At 44.5% G+C, this 19,619-nt stretch carries 17 protein-coding genes; 14 read left to right on the top strand and 3 right to left on the bottom strand.

All coding sequences use genetic code 11. The features are described from left to right. The first annotated feature begins 57 nt into the window (after nt 1–57). The 14 genes from agaR (at nt 58) to L4D09_RS21555 (ending at nt 14,911) form a co-directional block, all read left to right on the top strand. Nucleotides 58–834 carry a transcriptional repressor AgaR gene (gene agaR / locus L4D09_RS21620; protein ID WP_428459603.1) on the top strand — a complete coding sequence of 259 codons (777 nt, stop codon included), beginning with the start codon at nt 58–60 and terminating at the stop codon, nt 832–834. A gap of 48 nt (nt 835–882) precedes the next feature. Beyond that, entirely contained in the window at nt 883–2,169 is a 1,287-nt protein-coding gene (kbaZ, locus tag L4D09_RS21615) for a tagatose-bisphosphate aldolase subunit KbaZ (RefSeq protein WP_428459602.1), read from the top strand. 10 nt (nt 2,170–2,179) lie between these two features. Beyond that, nucleotides 2,180–3,361 carry an SIS domain-containing protein gene (locus L4D09_RS21610; protein ID WP_428459601.1) on the top strand — a complete coding sequence of 394 codons (1,182 nt, stop codon included), beginning with the start codon at nt 2,180–2,182 and terminating at the stop codon, nt 3,359–3,361. A 12-nt stretch (nt 3,362–3,373) separates the two neighbouring features. Then, on the top strand, nt 3,374–3,874 hold the full coding sequence (agaV, locus tag L4D09_RS21605; protein ID WP_428459600.1) for a PTS N-acetylgalactosamine transporter subunit IIB: 501 nt from the start codon (nt 3,374–3,376) through the stop codon (nt 3,872–3,874). 50 nt (nt 3,875–3,924) lie between these two features. Next, entirely contained in the window at nt 3,925–4,692 is a 768-nt protein-coding gene (gene agaW, locus L4D09_RS21600) for a PTS N-acetylgalactosamine transporter subunit IIC (RefSeq protein ID WP_428459599.1), read from the top strand. Beyond that, entirely contained in the window at nt 4,682–5,572 is an 891-nt protein-coding gene (locus L4D09_RS21595; protein WP_428459598.1) for a PTS system mannose/fructose/sorbose family transporter subunit IID, read from the top strand. The genes agaW and L4D09_RS21595 overlap by 11 nt, the downstream gene beginning before the upstream one ends. Before the next feature lie 78 nt (nt 5,573–5,650). After that, nucleotides 5,651–6,094, top strand: coding sequence for a PTS galactosamine/N-acetylgalactosamine transporter subunit IIA (agaF, locus tag L4D09_RS21590; protein ID WP_428459597.1), 444 nt, complete (start codon nt 5,651–5,653; stop codon nt 6,092–6,094). Nucleotides 6,095–6,096: 2 nt separating this feature from the next. Beyond that, the gene (gene nagA, locus L4D09_RS21585) at nt 6,097–7,248 is read left to right on the top strand and encodes an N-acetylglucosamine-6-phosphate deacetylase (protein ID WP_428459596.1); all 1,152 of its coding nucleotides are present in this window, start codon (nt 6,097–6,099) and stop codon (nt 7,246–7,248) included. A gap of 56 nt (nt 7,249–7,304) precedes the next feature. Then, nucleotides 7,305–8,135 carry a 5-dehydro-4-deoxy-D-glucuronate isomerase gene (kduI, locus tag L4D09_RS21580; RefSeq protein WP_428459595.1) on the top strand — a complete coding sequence of 277 codons (831 nt, stop codon included), beginning with the start codon at nt 7,305–7,307 and terminating at the stop codon, nt 8,133–8,135. Between the two features lie 94 nt (nt 8,136–8,229). Further along, nucleotides 8,230–8,985, top strand: coding sequence for a 2-dehydro-3-deoxy-D-gluconate 5-dehydrogenase KduD (kduD, locus tag L4D09_RS21575; RefSeq protein ID WP_428459594.1), 756 nt, complete (start codon nt 8,230–8,232; stop codon nt 8,983–8,985). A gap of 12 nt (nt 8,986–8,997) precedes the next feature. After that, nucleotides 8,998–10,080, top strand: a complete 1,083-nt coding sequence (locus L4D09_RS21570; protein ID WP_428459593.1) for a glycoside hydrolase family 88/105 protein — start codon at nt 8,998–9,000, stop codon at nt 10,078–10,080. A gap of 79 nt (nt 10,081–10,159) precedes the next feature. Then, nucleotides 10,160–10,954 carry a Cof-type HAD-IIB family hydrolase gene (locus L4D09_RS21565; protein ID WP_428459592.1) on the top strand — a complete coding sequence of 265 codons (795 nt, stop codon included), beginning with the start codon at nt 10,160–10,162 and terminating at the stop codon, nt 10,952–10,954. A 148-nt stretch (nt 10,955–11,102) separates the two neighbouring features. Next, a complete protein-coding gene (locus tag L4D09_RS21560; protein ID WP_428459591.1) occupies nt 11,103–12,233 on the top strand; it encodes an S-(hydroxymethyl)glutathione dehydrogenase/class III alcohol dehydrogenase in 1,131 nt (376 codons plus the stop codon). Between the two features lie 242 nt (nt 12,234–12,475). Next, nucleotides 12,476–14,911 carry a polysaccharide lyase 8 family protein gene (locus tag L4D09_RS21555; protein ID WP_428459590.1) on the top strand — a complete coding sequence of 812 codons (2,436 nt, stop codon included), beginning with the start codon at nt 12,476–12,478 and terminating at the stop codon, nt 14,909–14,911. A gap of 102 nt (nt 14,912–15,013) precedes the next feature. Here L4D09_RS21555 and gluP read toward each other — a convergent pair whose 3' ends face one another. The 3 genes from gluP to L4D09_RS21540 are packed head-to-tail and all read right to left on the bottom strand — an operon-like array spanning nt 15,014 to nt 19,477. Further along, complete coding sequence (gene gluP / locus L4D09_RS21550; RefSeq protein WP_428459589.1) at nt 15,014–16,225, bottom strand: glucose/galactose MFS transporter; 1,212 nt, start codon at nt 16,223–16,225, stop codon at nt 15,014–15,016. A 56-nt stretch (nt 16,226–16,281) separates the two neighbouring features. After that, nucleotides 16,282–17,649 carry a melibiose:sodium transporter MelB gene (melB, locus tag L4D09_RS21545; RefSeq protein WP_428459588.1) on the bottom strand — a complete coding sequence of 456 codons (1,368 nt, stop codon included), beginning with the start codon at nt 17,647–17,649 and terminating at the stop codon, nt 16,282–16,284. Between the two features lie 19 nt (nt 17,650–17,668). Next, nucleotides 17,669–19,477, bottom strand: coding sequence for a glycoside hydrolase family 36 protein (locus tag L4D09_RS21540; RefSeq protein WP_428459587.1), 1,809 nt, complete (start codon nt 19,475–19,477; stop codon nt 17,669–17,671). Nucleotides 19,478–19,619 lie beyond the last annotated feature (142 nt).

The following is a 19,619-nucleotide window of genomic DNA, read 5'->3' as shown; positions in this document are numbered from 1 at the left end:
GCTGTATTCGAAATCAAGCGAAAGAGATTTTGCTGGTTTCGTAAGGAGACGAGTAAAGTGAAAAGTGCAGTCGAAAGGCGCATGGAAATCGTAAATGTGGTTAACCGAGATGGTAAAGCCCGTGTCGAGGACCTTGCTGCACAGTTTGATGTCTCAAGTGTCACTATTCGTAGCGACCTGAGTTTTTTGGAAAAAAATGGTTATGTCGTACGTTCGCATGGCGCGGCCATTCCAAATACAGGGGTAATTGCAGAGCTTACGGTTCAAGAGAAACGCCGCCAAAATGCAGGCATAAAATCTTTAATCGGTCAGGCTGCAGCAAAGCTAATAGAAAGTGGTGACACCGTTATTCTAGATTCGGGTACTACTACGCGAGAAATCGCCTCTAGCCTTAAGTCGCTGGAAGATGTAGTGGTAATGACCAATGGTCTGGATGTTGCAATGGAGTTAGCATCGGCACCTGGTATAGAGGTATTGATGTCTGGTGGTGTGCTTCGTAAGAACGCATTGTCTTTTTCTGGCTCGCAAGCCGAGGGTAGCTTGAAGAATTACCGTTTTGACAAGGTTTTTCTTGGGGTTGATGGCTTTGATTTGCGAGCAGGTATCACAACACATAACGAGCAGGAAGCTAGTCTAAACCGCTTAATGTGTGAAATTTCTGAACAAGTAATTGCAGTTGCGGATTCAACTAAGTTTGGTAAACGTAGCTGTCATATGATTCGTGAGTTTGGAAATATTGATATCTTAGTAACGGATTCTGATCTTCCTGAAGACTACTTACAAGGTCTTCGTGAAATGAAGGTTGACGTTATTATCGTAGAGAAAGATTACTAACTACTGACTCCATAGCAGCATATCAGATGTTGATTGTGGAGTTAGTACATGAACACCCTTCTTAACCTCGTTCAACGCCATAAAGCGGGCGAACAAATTGGAATTTATTCTGTTTGTTCGGCGCACCCTTTGGTGATTGAAGCTGCACTGATGCAAGCGTTGAACGATGATTCTTTATTATTAATCGAAGCTACCTCCAATCAGGTCGATCAATTTGGCGGTTACACAGGCATGACGCCTGTTGATTTCCGTAACTTCGTTCTCAATAAGGCCGAGCGCCTTCAATTTCCAACTGAAAAGCTTATTTTAGGTGGCGACCACCTTGGTCCCAACCGCTGGCAAAACTTGCCTGCTGAAGAAGCAATGGTAAAAGCTGATGACTTAATTGCTGCTTATGTTGCCGCTGGGTTTAAGAAAATTCACCTTGATTGCAGCATGTCTTGTAAAGGTGAGCCGGTACCACTTACGGATGAAGTGGTTGCCGAGCGTGCTGCCCGATTAGCTGTCATTGCGGAGAAAACGGCAGTAGAGACTTTTGGTTATAGCGATATTACTTACGTTATTGGTACTGAAGTACCGGTACCGGGTGGTGCAGCTGAAGAGCTTGATGAGTTAGAAGTGACCTCGCCAGAAGCCGCGCGAAAAACCATTAATTGTCACCGCGAAGCATTCGAAACCGCAGGTGTGATCAACTGCTGGGAGCGGGTTATTGGTTTGGTTGTTCAACCTGGTGTTGAGTTTGACCACACTGGTGTTATTGATTACCGCCCAGAAAAAGCCCAAGCGCTTAGCCGTGTTGTTGATGATTATCAACACCTTATCTTTGAAGCGCATTCAACCGATTACCAAACAGATAAAGCCTATCACGCCTTGGTACAAGATCATTTTGCCATCTTGAAAGTTGGCCCAGCGCTAACGTTTGCTATGCGCGAAGCCTTGTTTAACTTGTGTGACATTGAAGAGCAAATTACCGCAAAAGCACATTGTTCGAACTTGCGTGAAATGATTGAGAAGCAAATGTGTGAAGCCCCTGAATATTGGAACAAATATTATCAGGGCGATGAGTCACAACAGCGCTTTGCTCGCTGCTACAGCTTCAGTGATCGCATTCGCTATTACTGGCCTGATCAACAGATTAATCAAGCCCAAGAAAAACTCTTCGGCAACCTTTCTCGCTCGGGTATGCCACTGCCGTTGCTTAGTCAGTACTTGCCTGAACAGTTTCATGCTGTTCGTGAAGGCAACGTTGAATCGGCACCCAAAGCGTTGGTGTTAGACAAAATTCGTCAGGTACTTCGTAGCTACGCGAAGGCTTGCAAAACAAATAAAGGTTAAGAGGAAAAGTATGAATCATTATCTGGGCTACTCAGAGCAAGATCTAGAAAGCTTAAAAGGCTTTTGGACTGCTAAAGAAATTGAACAGCAACCAAGCTGTTGGCGTAAGACTGACGCAATTCTGAAAGAGTGTTCTACAACAATCAGTGAATTTATGAATGTGGTGTTGGCACAACCGGAACTGCGGATCATTATGACAGGTGCTGGTACATCAGCATTCGCAGGTCGTGCACTCGCACCGTTGTTGTCAGAAAAACTAGAACGCCGAGTTGAAGCAATTGCCACGACAGATATTGTTTCGAATCCTGCTCAGTATTTTGCTGAAGATATTCCAACATTGTTGGTGTCGTTTGCACGTTCGGGCAACAGCCCTGAAAGCGTGGCTGCGGTTGAGTTAGGCAATCAGTTTCTAACAAATTGTTACCACTTAGTACTGACATGTAATGCCGATGGCCAGCTGTATAAAAATAGCTTGAATGATGCAAAGGCACTTTCAGTATTGATGCCAGAAGAGACCAATGATCAATCATTTGCGATGACCTCAAGTTTTTCTTCAATGATGCTGTCAGCACTTTCGATTTTGGATGGTAATAACGATTACACGAAAGCAATTGAAAACATATGCCGCTGTTCTGAGGCGTTGGTCAAGGAATTTAATGCAAAAATCTGCGATATTGCATCCCATGATATTGATAGGGTTATTTACCTAGGCAGTGGTGGTTTACAAGGGCTTGCACAGGAATCAGCATTGAAGTTACTAGAACTTACCGCAGGCAAGGTTGTGGCTGCATTTGATTCGCCATTGGGCTTCCGCCACGGTCCAAAATCGATTGTTGATCCTAAAACAATGATCGTCGTTTACATTTCTAATGACCCGCATACCCGTAAATATGATCTTGACCTGCTCGATGAGCTTCGTCGTGATAATAATGCCGGTAAGGTTATTGCAATAGCGGCGCAACTTGATGAATGTGTTACAGAAGGTCACTACTGCCATGTACCTATGATGGACACGGCTACTGACGCTGAACTGTTATTTCCATACATTCTTTTCGCTCAAATTTATTCTTTCCACCGTGCACTAGCACTGGGCAATACGCCTGATAACCCATGTCCAACCGGTGAGGTAAACCGCGTTGTGCAAGGGGTAAGTATCTATTATTCATATGATTATTTAAATAATAAGAAATAAAGGTAGAAAATTATGACTGCACCCAACATTGTCTGGACCCGTATCGACGAGCGTTTACTTCACGGCCAAATCCGTATTACGTGGGGAAAACACACAGAAGCAAACCTTATTCTTGTTGCTAACGACGAAGCAGCAGAAGGGCCTAATGCGGCATTTATGCAAGCAGGCATGAAAGCGTCTGCTGGTGGTGAATACGCTGTTCGCTTCTTCTCTATTCAGAAGACGATAGATGTGATCCATAAAGCTTCACCGAAACAACAGATCTTCATCTTGTGTAATAACCCAACAGACGTTGCTCGCCTTGTCGAAGGGGGAGTTCCTTTACCACATTGTAATGTCGGTAACATGCATTTCCATGAAGGTAAGCGTCAAATCACTAAAACGGTATCTGTCGATGATAAAGATATCGACGCTTTTAAACGTATTGTTGCTAAAGGTGTGACATGTACGATTCAAAACACACCGGATCAAACTCCGATTGATGTTTTAGAGCTGGCAAAAGAGTCTGCTTAATTTTAAACCCTTATTTCCCTACAAACAGAGATTTAGACAAGGAATAAATCATGTTTTTTGAAGCTGCGCTGGTTGCGATATGGGCGTTCTTATGTGGTATCGATAAATACGATGTTGCGTTGAACATTCACCGTCCATTGATCACCGGTCCTATCGTTGGCCTAATTATGGGCGACATGCAAATTGGTTTGATTGCTGGTGCAACACTTGAACTAGCTTGGTTGGGTCTAGTGCCTAACGCAGGTGCTCAGCCGCCTGATGTAACTCTTGGTACGATTGCTGCTGTTTCATTTGCGGTAATGACTGGTCAGTCAGCAGAAGTGGCAATGGGTGTTGGTATGCCAATTGCCGTACTTATGCAGATGCTTACGATTGGTTTCTTCGCCGTAACATCATTCTCTATGGGTAAACTTGACCGTTTTGCAGAGCGAGGCGACTCAAATGGCATAGATAGGTACCTGCTCATCACCATTACATTGCGTGGTCTCCTATTCGCAGTCGTTGCTTTCTTCACTGTTTACTTTGGTGAGCACGCGGCAACGTGGATTGATGAGAATGCGCCAACAGTACTGCTAGAAGGTCTAGGCATTGGTGCCCGTATGGTACCTGCGATTGGTTTTGCAATGCTGCTTAAAATTATGTGGTCAAAAGAAGTGGCGGGTGTGTTCTTCATTGGTTTCGTGATGACAACGTACTTACATTTGCCAATTATGGCAGTTGCAGTATTGGGCGCTTCAGCAGCCGCACTGTACTTCTTCTTTAGCGGTAACGGTAATTCAAATAATCAACAAGCAGAGGAATTTGAAGATGGCATCTGATATCACAGCAGGCACGCTAAACGAGACAAACACGAAAGTTCACGAAAACTTGGTTGATGATATCGACGCTTATGAAGATACCACGCCGCGTAAAGTCTCGAAGAGAGATCTATGGATTYGTTCGATACGCGGGCTATTCATGGAAGGTAACTTTAACTTTGAACGTATGCAGGCTGGTGGTTTTGCTTACTCCATTATCCCGGCATTGAAAAAAATTCACGGTGATAACAAACGTGAYTTTGCAAAGTCGTTAAAAAACCACCTTCAGTTCTTTAATGCAAGCCCGAAACTGTTCACTTTCCTGCTTGGCACTGCAATTGCGATGGAGGAGAAGAAAGAAAAACCTTCGACAGTAAACGTAATGAAGGTTGCAGGTATGGGACCAACGGGTGGCATCGGTGATGCTATCGACCACATGACTTTAATGCCGTTAACGTTGGCACTCGGTGCATCTATTGCACTAGAAGGTTCGATTGCAGGCCCGTTCGTGTTCTTCTTGCTGTATCAAACTGCTCACTTTTTAGCGTACTTTGGCCTGATGTTTATGGGTTATAAAGCGGGTACCGCTGCCATGGTGAACATGGGGGATACGACTGAGAAATTGGCAAAAGCAGCCAATATCATGGGTATCTTTGTTATTGGGGCATTGTCGGCCACCTTTATACGGGTTCAGACCGCGGCATCCCTTGAGTTAGGGGGGGCAACGGTTAATTTACAAACCGACTTGTTCGATAAGATTATGCCCAACCTGTTACCGCTGTGTTTAGTGTTCTTTATGTTCAAGATGGTGAAGGGCACTGGCTTCTGGGCTAAACCACCGGTACTGATCTTCGCAACTTTGGCTGGTGGTGTTGTCGGACATGCCTTAGGCATTCTGTAATAAACACATTTTAAGCAATCAAACAATTAAGCAATAAATAAAGGGGGCACGAGCTGCCCCCTTAGTAAGGATTTTCAAATGATTGGTATTGTAGTTTCAGGTCACATCAACTTCGCATCAGGTATGGGATCGGCAGTAAAAGCCATTGCTGGTGAACAAGATCAACTTGAGTTTATTGATTTTGTTGAATCAATGTCGACTGACGAGCTAGAAGCAGAGCTTCGCCAAGCAGCGAAGCGTGTTGATGGTGGAGAAGGCGTGTTGTTCCTAACCGATATTCCTGGTGGTTCTCCTTGTAACCGTGCCTTAGCCATCATGATGGACACTGGTAATGTTGAGTTAATTGCAGGTGCTAACCTTCCAATGATTGCTAACGCAGCGTTCGAACGTGATGGTGCCGAGCTAAAAGAATTAGTTGAAACGCTACTTGAAATTGGCGGTTCATGCATGCAAGACATGCGTAAAGAGTTAGAAGCGGTGATGGCACCAGAGCCAGAACTAGAATGTGAAGACGGACTATAAATATGCGTTACGCCTTACTCGCAGATCGTGTTTTTACCCCAGAAGGCATCAAGACAGATACTGTTGTCGTGGTGGCGAATGGCAAGATTGAAGCTGTGACGTCAACGGCACCAACTGACTGTGAAGTCATTCATTTAGATGGTCAGTCTATCATGCCTGGCTTTGTTGATATCCATATCCATGGCCGACAAGGGGCAGACGTCATGGATGCAACAGACGAAGCATTGCAAAGCATCGCTGATGCTCTACCAAAGACCGGCGTTGTAGGTTGGGTTGGTACAACAGTTACCGCTCCATGGAATGACATATTAAACGCATTAAAGCGTGTTCGTACCTTTATTGAAAATGAACAGGCTCAAGGTGCAATGTTATTAGGGAGCTTTTTAGAAGGCCCTTATTTTACCGAGCCACATCGAGGCTCTCATCCTCCCGCTTTTTTGAAGTCGCCAACGACTCAAGAGTTAGAGCAATTGAAAGAAGCTGCAGCGAGTACTTTAATTCGTGCTGCTGTTGCACCAGAAGCGGATGGTGCAATGGAAGCTATCAGCTGGCTAACAGAACACGGAATTAAAACGTCGGTGGCCCATACGGATGCCACGTTTGATCAAGTGACAGAAGCTCATCAGCGCGGAGCTGACTGCGGAGTGCATTTATTCAATGGCATGCGCGGGCTTCATCACCGTGAGCCGGGTTGCTGTGGTGCGGTTTTATACCACGATATGCTTGCTGAACTGATTGCTGATGGCATTCATGTTAATCCTGTGATGATGCAACTTGCTTATCGCATGAAAGGGTATCAAGGCATTGCACTTATTACAGACTGTATGCGTGCTGGTGGCCTTAGTGATGGTGAGTACCAACTAGGTGCACAAACTATCACCGTAACTAATGGTGAGGCACGTAGTCCATGCGGTTCATTGGCTGGCAGTACATGCAGTTTAGATCAAGCATTACGAAACATGATTTTTGAAAGCCAAGTTCCAGAATGGGACGCGGTACAAATGGCATCGTCAGTACCTGCAAAATATTTAGGTGTTGAACATCGGCTTGGCAGTATTGCTAAGGGGATGGATGCAAGCCTGACAATAATGAACAACGAATTACAAGTTCAAGGCACTTTAATTAATGGCGAGTGGGCTTATAAAGCAGTGTAAATATCACTGAGCCGTATTCTTTACCATTCGCCCAAATAATTGTTACGAGGTTAAAAATGGAAATTCGCCAACCTATTCATAGTGAACATGCTAAGCAGCTAGATACTGCTGGCTTACGTGAGCAATTCTTAATTGAGAATATGTTCCAAGAAGGTCAGATTAACCTTACTTATAGTCACATTGACCGAATTATTGTCGGTGGGGCGGTACCAACAACAGAAGCGCTGACGCTTGAAGGTGGTAAAGAGCTCGGGGTCGACTTCTTTCTTGAACGTCGGGAAATGGGCGCCATTAACATTGGTGAAGCTGGCCTCGTAACGGTTGATGGCAAAGTATTTGAAATTGGCCACCGCGAAGCTATCTATGTGGGTAAGGGGGCGAAAGAAGTGCTGTTTACCAGCGTATCTGAAGAGAAGCCTGCGCGCTTCTATGTCAATAGCGCCCCTGCTCATATGACATACCCAACACGTAAAATTACCCGTGAAGATGCATCTCCTGAGACTTTAGGTAATCAAGAGAATTGCAACGTTCGCACCATCAATAAATATCTACACCCAGCAGTATTGCCTACCTGTCAGTTGACGATGGGGTTAACTGAACTTGCGCTGGGAAGTTTGTGGAACACCATGCCGTGCCATACCCATGAGCGTCGTATGGAAGTGTATCTGTATTTCAATATGAAAGAAGACAATATCGTCTTCCATTATATGGGTGAACCTCAGGAAACTCGTCATATCGTGATGCGCAACGAACAAGCGGTGATCAGTCCGAGTTGGTCGATTCATTCTGGTGTCGGTACTGCGGCATATACCTTTATTTGGAGCATGGTAGGTGAGAATCAAACCTTCCATGATATGGACCACATCGCCATGAGCGATCTGAAATAACCCCACCTCTTATTAATTAATGATACGGCAAAGAGATTAGGCTCTATTTTTTACGAGCCTGCCGTATCGTCATGAATGATTATCAGGAATTAAAATGAACAAATTCGATTTAACTAATAAAGTTGCCATTGTTACTGGTTGTAATACTGGCCTTGGTCAAGGTATGGCTTTAGGTTTGGCAAAAGCCGGGGCAGATATAGTGGGTATTGGCCATGTTGAGGCCGCAGACACTCAAAAACAAGTTGAAGCACTGGGTCGTAAATTCCATTACATTACCGCGAATTTAATGGAGCAAGACAACCTTGAAGTACTGGTTGCTGAAGCGACTGAAGTGATGGGGCAGGTTGATATTCTGGTAAATAATGCTGGGATTATTCGTCGTGAAGATGTTTTAGAATTCTCAAAAGAAAATTGGGACGACGTTATTAATATTAACCAGAAAACATTATTCTTTTTATCTCAGGCTGTTGCTAAGCAGTTTGTTAAACAAGGTAATGGCGGAAAAATCATTAATATTGCTTCAATGCTGTCTTTCCAAGGTGGTATCCGTGTTCCTTCTTATACGGCAAGTAAATCTGCGGTTATGGGCTTAACACGCGCATTGGCTACCGAGTTGGCTGAACATAACATCAATGTAAATGCGATTGCCCCTGGCTATATGGCAACGGATAACACCGAGGCACTGCGTGCGGATGAAGCGCGTAATGCCGCAATCCTTGAGCGTATTCCAGCTAACCGTTGGGGCTTGCCTGCAGATCTTGAAGGCCCTGCCGTATTCCTCGCGTCTTCTGCAAGTGATTATGTTAATGGTTATACCATCGCGGTCGATGGCGGTTGGCTTGCACGTTAAGGAGATAAGGAGATGGCATTAGGAACCAAGCAACAAGCCCTTGATGTAATGAAACGTGTATATCGCTATCAGGCAGCAAACCAAACACGCAGTGTGGTACGTCGTAGTGGTAAGACTCGATTTATTAAAGATACCGACTGGGAACGTGGTGTATTTTGGTCTTGCGCCGCCGCAGCATGGAAAGCAACAGAAGACAAAGAATACCTTGATGGGGTGATGAACTACACCTTACACACTGGTTTTAGAACGGGCGCATTCCCCCGTTTTGCTGATGACCATGTGTGCGCCCAAGCTTATCTGGATGTTTACCCAGAAATAAATATCCCTGAAGCGCTGGAATCGACCATTATGGCGTTCGATATTATGCTTGATGAGCCAAAACCAGGCCATCGCGACTGGTGGTGGGTGGACTCACTGTTCATGGCCCCTCCTGCTTTTGCTGCATTGTCGAAAGTGACCGGTGAACGTAAGTATGTCGATTACATGCATACGGCGTTCTGGGATTCGGTTGAGCACCTTTACGATCCTGACACAAAGTTGTTTTACCGTGACTACCGTTACATGCCTACAGAAGTGGGTCAGAAATACCGTGATGAATTCGGTGATGGTGGGTCAGAATTTCGTGAAGCCAACGGTGAGAAGGTGTTTTGGTCGCGCGGAATAGGCTGGATGCTGGCGGCTGTACCAAGATTGATGGCACGCTTCCCAGATGACTTTGAACAACAACAGCCATACCTTGAGTTGTTCAACAACTTGGCAGCAGAAGTGATCAAGTACCAGCAAAGTGATGGCTTCTGGCGCACAAGCTTGCTTGATCCTGAAAACTTCCCGGCACCGGAAAGTAGTGCCACATCGCTGTTCTGTTATGGCTTGGCATGGGGCATCAATACGGGTCATCTTGAGCGTGAAATCTATCTACCCGTCGTCGAAAAAGCATGGCAAGCACTACAAGGCTGCATTCATGAAAACGGCATGATTGGTTGGGTTCAGCTTCCAGCATTTAATCCAAGAGATGTGAAGTTTGAGCACAATATCGATTATGGCGCGGGTGCCTTTATGTTGGCTGCCACAGAAATTGCCAAACTAGCCGACTAAACTAAGGCTATAGAGCTGAAGAACCGATCAAGACAATGCCCAGCCTTGCTGGGTATTTTTTTATCATAAGGAGAGTGGGATGTATAAATTAGTTGTATCAGATTTAGACGGAACATTGCTGACGCCCGACCATGTTATTGGCCGTTATACCAAAAGCATTCTTGAACAGTGGGTTGCTAAAGGCTACCACTTTGTCTTTGCGTCTGGACGACATCACTTAGATGTGTTCGGGATCCGTGAATACCTAGGGCTTCCAGCCTACATCATTAGTGCCAATGGTGCCCGAGTGCATGATACTGATGGCAAGCTCGTACTAGGCCATGATGTTCAATGCGATGTTATTGAAGAAGTGTTGGCAAGGGTTGGGCATGATGAGGCACTCAATATTCACCTGTTTAGCGATGAAGGTTGGCTATCGAGTAAAAGAAATGACGACATTGAAAAATATCACCGCATAAGTGGGTTTGGTTACTCCTTGCTTCATCAATCAAATATGCCGTCTGAAAACATCGCCAAGTTATCGATGAGTCATCACGAACACCAGTATCTGGTTCAGTATGAACAACAGCTTTCTGTCATGCTGTCGGGACGAGCAAATGTGATGTTCTCCAGCCCTTATTGCTTAGAAGTGACGGCACTGAAAGCAACCAAAGGCAATGCATTGGAAGTTGTTGCTGCTCATCTTGGGGTGGCAAGGGAGCATACCCTCGCATTTGGTGATGCAATGAATGATAAAGAGATGCTGGAGTATGCAGGTAAGGGGCTGATTATGGCAACAGCGCAGGATCGGCTGAAACAATGTTTGCACCGTCATGAGGTAATTGGCAGTTGTGCTGATGAAGCGGTCGCAAATTATATCTCGGCTTATTTATAACGCACACTCAGGCTTCATTGTTACAGTATGGTAATAGTCATTTGTGTTTTTAGCGGATTATCATTCTTTCATCGATCAATATAATGGCACCCATCGAAACGGAACAGTTCGTTTCCACAGAATTTGATTTTGATGAAAGGATAAAAGAATGACTGCTCAGACAATTAAATCTCGTGCTGCTGTTGCTTGGGGCCCAGGCCAAAAACTATCAATGGAAGAAGTGGATGTGATGCCACCGCAAAAAGGTGAAGTCCGCATCCGCATGATTGCAACCGGTGTTTGTCACACAGACGCATTTACTCTATCAGGTGACGATCCTGAAGGGATCTTCCCATGTATCTTGGGTCACGAAGGTGGCGGTATCGTTGAGTCTATCGGCGAAGGCGTGACAAGTGTTCAGGTTGGCGACCACGTAATCCCTCTTTATACACCAGAGTGTGGTGAGTGTAAGTTCTGTAAGTCGGGCAAAACGAACCTGTGTCAGAAAATTCGCGAAACGCAAGGTAAAGGCTTGATGCCAGACGGCACAACCCGTTTCTCTATTAACGGTGAGCCAATTTTCCACTACATGGGTACATCGACGTTCTCTGAGTATACGGTATTACCAGAAATCTCATTGGCGAAAGTAAACCCAGATGCACCACTTGAAGAAGTGTGTCTACTAGGTTGCGGTGTCACGACGGGTATGGGTGCGGTAATGAATACAGCCAAAGTGGAAGAAGGCGATACTGTTGCTGTCTTCGGTCTTGGTGGTATTGGTCTGTCTGCTATTATCGGCGCGCAGATGGCGAAAGCATCACGCATCATTGCTATCGACATTAACGAGAGCAAGTTCGAACTAGCGCGTAAGTTAGGCGCAACAGATTGCGTGAACCCGAAAGACTTCGATAAGCCAATTCAAGATGTGATCGTTGAAATGACCGACGGCGGCGTTGACTACTCGTTTGAATGTATCGGTAATGTACACGTTATGCGTTCGGCCCTAGAGTGCTGCCATAAAGGTTGGGGTGAGTCTGTTGTTATCGGCGTTGCTGGCGCTGGCCAAGAGATTTCAACTCGTCCATTCCAGTTAGTGACTGGCCGTGTATGGCGTGGTTCTGCATTCGGTGGCGTTAAAGGCCGCTCTGAACTACCTGAGTACGTAGAGCGTTACATGCAAGGTGAGTTTAAGCTAGACGACTTCATTACTCACACCATGGCACTGGAAGACGTTAACGAAGCGTTTGATCTGATGCACAAAGGCGAAAGTATTCGTACCGTACTTCATTTCGATAAGTAATTATTACTTAGACAGACGACAGTTAACCTTGTGATGTTTAAATAATTAGCCCCCTCCTTCGGAGGGGGCTTTTTTATTAACTCGCTTTCATATTGTAATCTTTTTTACTTTCGTTGGTGATGCTCTTGGCGTAAAATGGTTTTGTTTTCTTTCATATTATTGCATTGTGATCTTCATTATTTTTCATTTGTATTCTTTTGCTAACGTTAATGCCTAATTATTGTGCAATGACGGAGGTAACAATGAAAAAGCTCCCCCTAATCCTTTCCATATCAGCAGCCTTAGCGACTGTCTCATTTTCATCTTGGGCGATAACGCCTGTAGAGCCAAACAACCTAATCAAGACAGAATTGAGTAGTGTAGATCAGCAGGAGTTTCATCAGTTAAGAGTGCGTTGGGCAGAAAATTACCTAGGCGATCCCGAGATCCCTTTCGACGATAGATTGAAAAGCATGGTTGTTAGCACTAACAACAATGCCGAGAAGCAATGGCTATCAATGAATACTGAGACTGATCGCCACAGTTTATGGGACGATCTTTGGCTAAATGAAGATACTGAAGAGGGGCGAGCCGTTTTAGGGCAAAACATTCGGGCCTCTTACCAGCGAATATTTACCATGGCCAAAGCTTACCGCTTAAGAGATGGGCAATATCAAAACAACCCAGAGCTGCTAGCGGCAATTATTGACGGCATGGACTTCATAAATACGCATTATTACAAGGTAGGGGCGAAGGAGTGGGGTAATTGGTGGAATTGGGAGCTGGGTACACCGCGTGATGTTCACAATATTCTCAGTTTGATTTATGACGATGTCCCGCAAGCTCTTGTAACGAACCATCTAGCAGCGACAGAGTACTTTACGCCAGAGGCAACACATTTGGGCGCGGGCCCTGGTGCCGCGTGGTCGAGTAATCCGAATTATCGGGAATCAACTGGCGGTAATCGAACCGATAATACGCAGGTTGTTTTACTTCGTGGGATACTTGGTAACAACACTGTAGAAATAGAAGAATCCATTGCCGCCTTACCACCGGTACTTGAGTATGTCACCATCAGTGATGGCTTCTATCAAGATGGCTCATTTGTTCAACATTACGATATTGCTTACAACGGTACGTACGGCAATGTTCTTCTCAATGGGCTAGGGCTACAGATTAATCTGGTTGCAGGATCTCCTTGGGAAGCGACAGATCCTACACTACAAGAAATATACCCGATTATTTACAAGAGCTTTGAACCATTCCTTTATAAAGGGACAATGCTTGAGTTTGTTAATGGCCGTGCGATCTCCAGACCTAAAGAGCAAGGTCATGATGTGGGACACCAAGTAATGCGCTCGATATTGCATTATATCGATGGCGCGACACCTGAAGATCAATCTCGTCTCGAATCGATGCTTAAGACCTTGATAAATGGTGATACTTTCCAAGATTTCTTTTCATCAACCAGTAATGTAGTGAACTACCAAAAGTCAGTGGTATTAGTGAATGACGAAACCATTCCTGAGCGAGGTGAGTTAGTAGGGCATTACAGCTATCCGACCATGGATCGAGCGATACACCGGCGAGATGGCTGGCTATTTAGTGTTGCGATGCATTCAAGCCGTTTAGGAAACTTTGAATGCATGAATGAAGAAAACCGTAAAGGTTGGTATACCGGTGACGGCATGTCGTATCTCTATAACGGTCAACTCGATCACTATACTGATTTTTGGCCTGCAATAGACAGTTACAAGCTGGAAGGAACGACTGTCGATAATCAGCTAATGCAGGAATGCGAAGGTCAGCGAAATGATATCAGAGGGGGCCGAAAATCTGAGATGGATTGGGTTGCTACCCTGAAGTTGGGCGATTTCGGTATCGCAGGTATGGATTTCTATAACTGGGATGAAACACTGACTGCGAAGAAGTCGTGGTTTATGTTAGATAACGAAGTTGTCATGCTGGGTTCCGATATTCAATCGAGCATAGGTGCAGAATTAGCAACGGTTGTGGCGAATCGCAAGGTTGCTGGTGAAGGGCAAACGAGCATCTATGTTAATGGAAAAAGCTGGGATAATAGTCAGGGTACCGTAGAAGACGTATCTAGCGTAAGTGTCCGTAACTCGGCGCTGAATAATAGCGATGTAAGTTATGTTTTCTTAGCACCAACGGATATTGAGTTAAAGCGTGAGCAGCGTATTGGCGATTGGTCTGAAATTGGTACTCGTGAGGGGGAAGTCGAAGCCTCGTTCATTTCTGCGGAACAAAAACATGATGCGCAGCAAAACAGTTACGCTTATGCCTTATTGCCAAATGCTGACAGCAAAACGGTTAAGCGATTTACTAAAAATCCTAAGCTAGACATCTTACGTAATGATGACCAAGCGCATGCAATTTTTGATAAGTCATTAAAGCTGCTCGCAGCTAATGTATGGACAGAGCAAAAGGTGGAGATCAATAAGTCGCTAACTACATATAGTCCAATGGCGATTATGATCCAAAAAGATAAAGGCGGTAAACAGCAAATCGCTGTCACTGACCCGTTGCAAACTCAAACATCTGTGCGTTTTAAGTTAGATAAAAAAGTGAAACTGATTTCTGATCCGCAGGGACGTGTCCAGCAACGATCAGCTAAAGAGTTGGTGGTTGATGTGTCTGATCTAAAAGGTATGAGTTATCAGTTTACGGTGAAGTAAAGTGTGCTGATGTATAGCGGAAAGTTTTAACCTGCTCTGGCGGCCATCTTCTCGATGGCCGCCGAATAATATACTCTGAGAGTTGAGCCTATGTACTCCCTATTAAGCTAGGTTCGATATAGGTTGTTTCTGGTTCTGACTCTTCTGTTTCGAATTTGGCCGATAAAGAACAACGGAATATATAAGGATAAACAGGTAGCAAAACGCTGGAATTAAAAATGAATGGGCCATATTGGTCGTGCCTGAAATATAGGTTTGTATCAGCGGAATAGTTGCACCACCAACACCTGCCATAACCAACATACCAGAAGCTCGTTCTTTTAAATGGCCAACTTTGGCAAGGGCAAGCGAGAAGATAACGGGATACATAATTGAGTTCAACAGGCCCAAAGCAACCAGAGCCATTGCGCTGGTTGAGCCTGGATAGACGATAGCAATGGCCGTTACGAACATGGCGAATATTGTATTTGTCGCCAATGTTTTTCGTGGGCTGATCTTACCAAACACGAGGCTTCCTATTATTCTGCCAATCATTGCGCCACCCCAGTAGAGGGTAACCATCTTAGCTGCCGCTATTTGGGGGTAACCGGCATAGTTTGTTAGGTAACTAACGAGAAAGCTGCCAATGCTTGTTTCTGCGCCGGTATAACAAAATATCGCCACGATACCAAAGACCAAATGACGGTGACTTAATATACTTTCACTGTTTTGTGCAACAGGTTCTGCGCTAACTTTTGGCTCTTCCATGTTTATTATCGCGATAGCAAAAGCGACCATAATGATCACAGAGGCGACAGAGATATACATCACTGTTGGCAGAGCGACTGATGAAGAGGAAAAGAGTGCGTAGGCACCAATATAAGGGCCAGCTGTCGTACCGAGTGAATTAATTGTGGATGCGACAGTCAGGCGTTGCGGTGCTGATCTTACCGGGCCAATAGCGACAACATAGGGGTTAGCGATAACTTGTAGCATCGCCACACCGCTCGCAATCACTAATATTGCTCCGAGCAGAGCAAAGAACGATTTTGCAAATAAAGCAGGAATAACGCATAGCGCCCCAATAGAAATTAAACCGAGCCCTGCAATCAACGAGCGTTTATAGCCAACCAGCCTGATTAATCTCACTGTTGGTAAGCATACTAAAAGAGGACTTGAGAAAAAGACTGTTTGAATCAGCATCGATTGCGTTATAGACAGCTCAAATGCTTGTTTTGCATATGGGACCAAAACAGTATTAATTGCGGTTAAAAAACCCCAGAAAAAAAACACACAACTCAATAACGATAATGCGGTAATTGATTTGCTTTTCATTATGTAGCCTTTATAAAAAAAGCCTCCGAAGAGGCTTGCTCGTATATGGTTGTTTGCTAGCTGTATTTAAGCTTCAAGTTTTCTTGAATATTATCTAGCTCGGAATCATTCAGCTTATATTTTCTGTTATAGATAAAGTAAGCAATGAGGCATAGGAATGCTGGGGCAACATAGATGAACTGTAGTCCAGTCAAGGTTTCAGCCGTTTGTTCTTGGTTTGGCATGTAGTTAATCGCAGTAAGCGAAATACCAACGAGGAAACCGGTTAATGCACCAGAGCATTTACTGACCAACGTGTTTACTGAGTAAAGAATACTCTCAGAACGCACGTTGTTTTTTGCATCGCCATAGTCAACCGTATCAGCCACCATGATTAACAGGATCAGCCAGAACATAGCCGAAGATAAACCATGGAATATGCCTGCTAAGCTAGCAAGAATAACCTTAAAATCAGCCGAAACGCTGGCTGCACAAAACAGGGTGATTGCACCAAGCAGCGGCATGATCAAAGCGGCATTGAATAGTGTTTTGCGGCCAACTTTCATCACAAGCGGCTTAAATACTATCAGGGAGCCTACACCGACAATCCCGCCAAACATCATTGATGTTGCAAACAGCTTCGCGTCACCCAGTACATACGTAAAGTAGTACAGGTTCAGGCCGCCCATAAAGTTCACTGCCACGTTGTAGAATAGTGACATAATAACAAGGGCTAGAAACTGTTCGTTCTTGAAGATCGCCTTACGAGCTGCCGTAATATTAAATGCTTCTGCCGCTTTAGGGTCTTCCTCAAAGTTTTGTTTAGTCCAAATACAGGTTATAACCGCACTGACTATTGCTAACACCGCCGCAATGACACCAAACATGAGGTAGCCTTTACCGTCATCACCATCGCCAAGCATCGTGACTAGATAAACACCGGCACCGCCCGCGATATAACTTGCTGCAGTAGCAAATAAGCGTGGATAAGGCATCAAGCCTTCGCGCTCTTTCTTATCGAGTGTAATAGTTGGAACTAATGACCAGAAAGGAGCATCAAGCATGGTGTAGGTCATGCCCCAAAAGATGTAGGTGATGGCAATGAATATTAGCTGTGTTGTGCCATCAAATAGATGGGCTGAGAACAATGAAACAATGGCAATTGCGTTTAATATATTGCCAATCAAAATCCACGGTTTATAGCGCCCCCATTTTGATTTGGTTTTAGCAACAATATAGCCAAGCATAGGGTCATTGACGGTATCCCAAATACGGGCAATCAAGAAAACGGTACCAATGAACGCTGCTGAAACACCAACTACGTCAGTGTAGTAAAAGAATAGAAAGACATTAATTACGTTTAAACCAAAGTCTTTTCCAAAACCACCCAAGCCAAAACTTATCTTGGTGCCTAAATTGACCTTCTTCGTTAATGCATTACTCATAATGTACTATTCCTTGTCGTTATTTTTCAGCGGCTACCGTGTCTAGTGTGACGTATCCAGATTTTGGCACTTCTATCGTGTCTAATCTCTCAATGGTATGGCTCGGGGTGTAACTGACTCTATTCCCTAGGCAGTCATAGACAGACAGTGCAACCTTGGTCGGTTCTTCACAACGTAATACCAATGACTCTTCCATCGCGCCGTTTACGATGGTGACTTTGTCTTCTCCGTCACTAAAAACGTCGCAAATCATGGTTGCGTGTATAGAGATGAGTTTTTCGTTATCAAGTTTTGATTCAATGACGGGGTAATGCATTTCTGGGTAATGGGAATGAAGTTCGCCGTTCAATAGAATTTGCTTGTGTTCATTCCAGAAAGACAACCAATGTTTGGTCATTGCCAGATGCTCAGGCGGCAATGTCTTCAGGTTTGGTGATATTTGTGGCACTGAAAACAGCGTGTTGATGAACTGTAGGCTTGCACTTTCGACACTATCCGATTCTGACCAGATGAACATGTCAGAATGAATAGCGGTATTACCAGAGAACAAGCGAAGATCCATGATGCCTGCGCGGTTGGTAATCGAATCATGTGGGCAGTCATGAACGCGGAATATATTGCCGTACTTGCGGATCATTGAACCAATATAGCGTTGTCTGAATTCGATTAAGATGTCGCTGTTGATTTTTGTGAGCTCTTCGCGCACGCTCATCATTAGGCGATCGACTGCTTCTGGTAGCGATTCCGTATCTCTGTCGGGATCAGGTAGCAGCGCTTTGCCTGTTGCGTAGGTCATATCGAACTCATCGATAAAATCTAATTTAAGGCCATCTAAGCCATAATCTGAGACGACTCGGCAGTACGTTGAAACAAGAAACTCTCGAACCTTTGGGTATCTTGGATCAAGGGTTCCCGTGGCATTTTGTTCWCTATAAAAAAGCAGGCTTGTTTCAAATTCATCCCATACTTTGCAGCCTTTGCCAACGAATGGGACGCTTAGCCAAAGCATGTATTTCATGCCCATCGACTGAACTTTTGCGACGTGCTCAGCCATATCAGGAAATCGTTTATTGGATACATCCCAGTCGCCACAAAACATGTAACCGCGGTTGTTGTCATCAGTTTGCCAGCCGTCATCCAAAATGATCGTTTTACACCCTAGGCTAGAGGCAACTTCACACTGGTCTTCAATCTCTTTTTGATCAAGATTTTGGTGGAAGGAATACCAGGTTGAATAGACCGGCTCTAATGCTGCTGGTGGAACTGGCATTTGGCTATTATCGAGGAGATCCTCGTGCCATTTGGTCATACGTGAAATCGCGTCATGATACCCAATATCGCTTCGGTCTAACCGAAGCGTGGCTGTGTATTCGGTCATTGGTTCTGCTTTGACCGTGAACAGGCTCATGATTATTTTCGCAGCTTTCTCTTCTTCATATGCCCCTGCTTGGACTTTGACAATATTCTTGATGTCAGAGAACGCAAACGCAACTTTGTTTTTACCATTAAGGTTATAGAAACAACCGACAGGCGATACATGGCTTATATGACTAGAAAAGCTGGTCCATATTTCTGGGATCCCTTTGTTTCTAAGCGATTTTGGATGACCGTGTACGCAAGGGGTCCACAAGGAGTGCATATCATCTAAAGGAAAGGTGATATCTAACTGGCATTCAGGGAATTCGATCGGTGTTTCTGATTTCATCGTTAGATGGATGAAAACAGCATCTTCTATCTGTTGGTGGGATACTTCACACATTAGATTTTCTGTCGGCTTAGAGACATCAAAAGAAACCTTGCAGCTATCGACACTAAATTGCTTGTTCATTGAGAACCTACGTTATTGGAGTTGAAATATTATTATTTCGAACAGCTGTTCGTAAACACTTAAAAATTCACTAACAGCTGTTCGTTGGGGTTAAGGTTATCACTAACAGCTGTTCGTGATTTGTGATCAATTCGATAATTTG

This window comes from Photobacterium makurazakiensis (assembly GCF_050336715.1).
GTDB lineage: Bacteria > Pseudomonadota > Gammaproteobacteria > Enterobacterales > Vibrionaceae > Photobacterium > Photobacterium makurazakiensis.
Note: the sequence above shows the minus strand (reverse complement) of the source record. Positions and strands in the feature narration are given on the sequence as shown.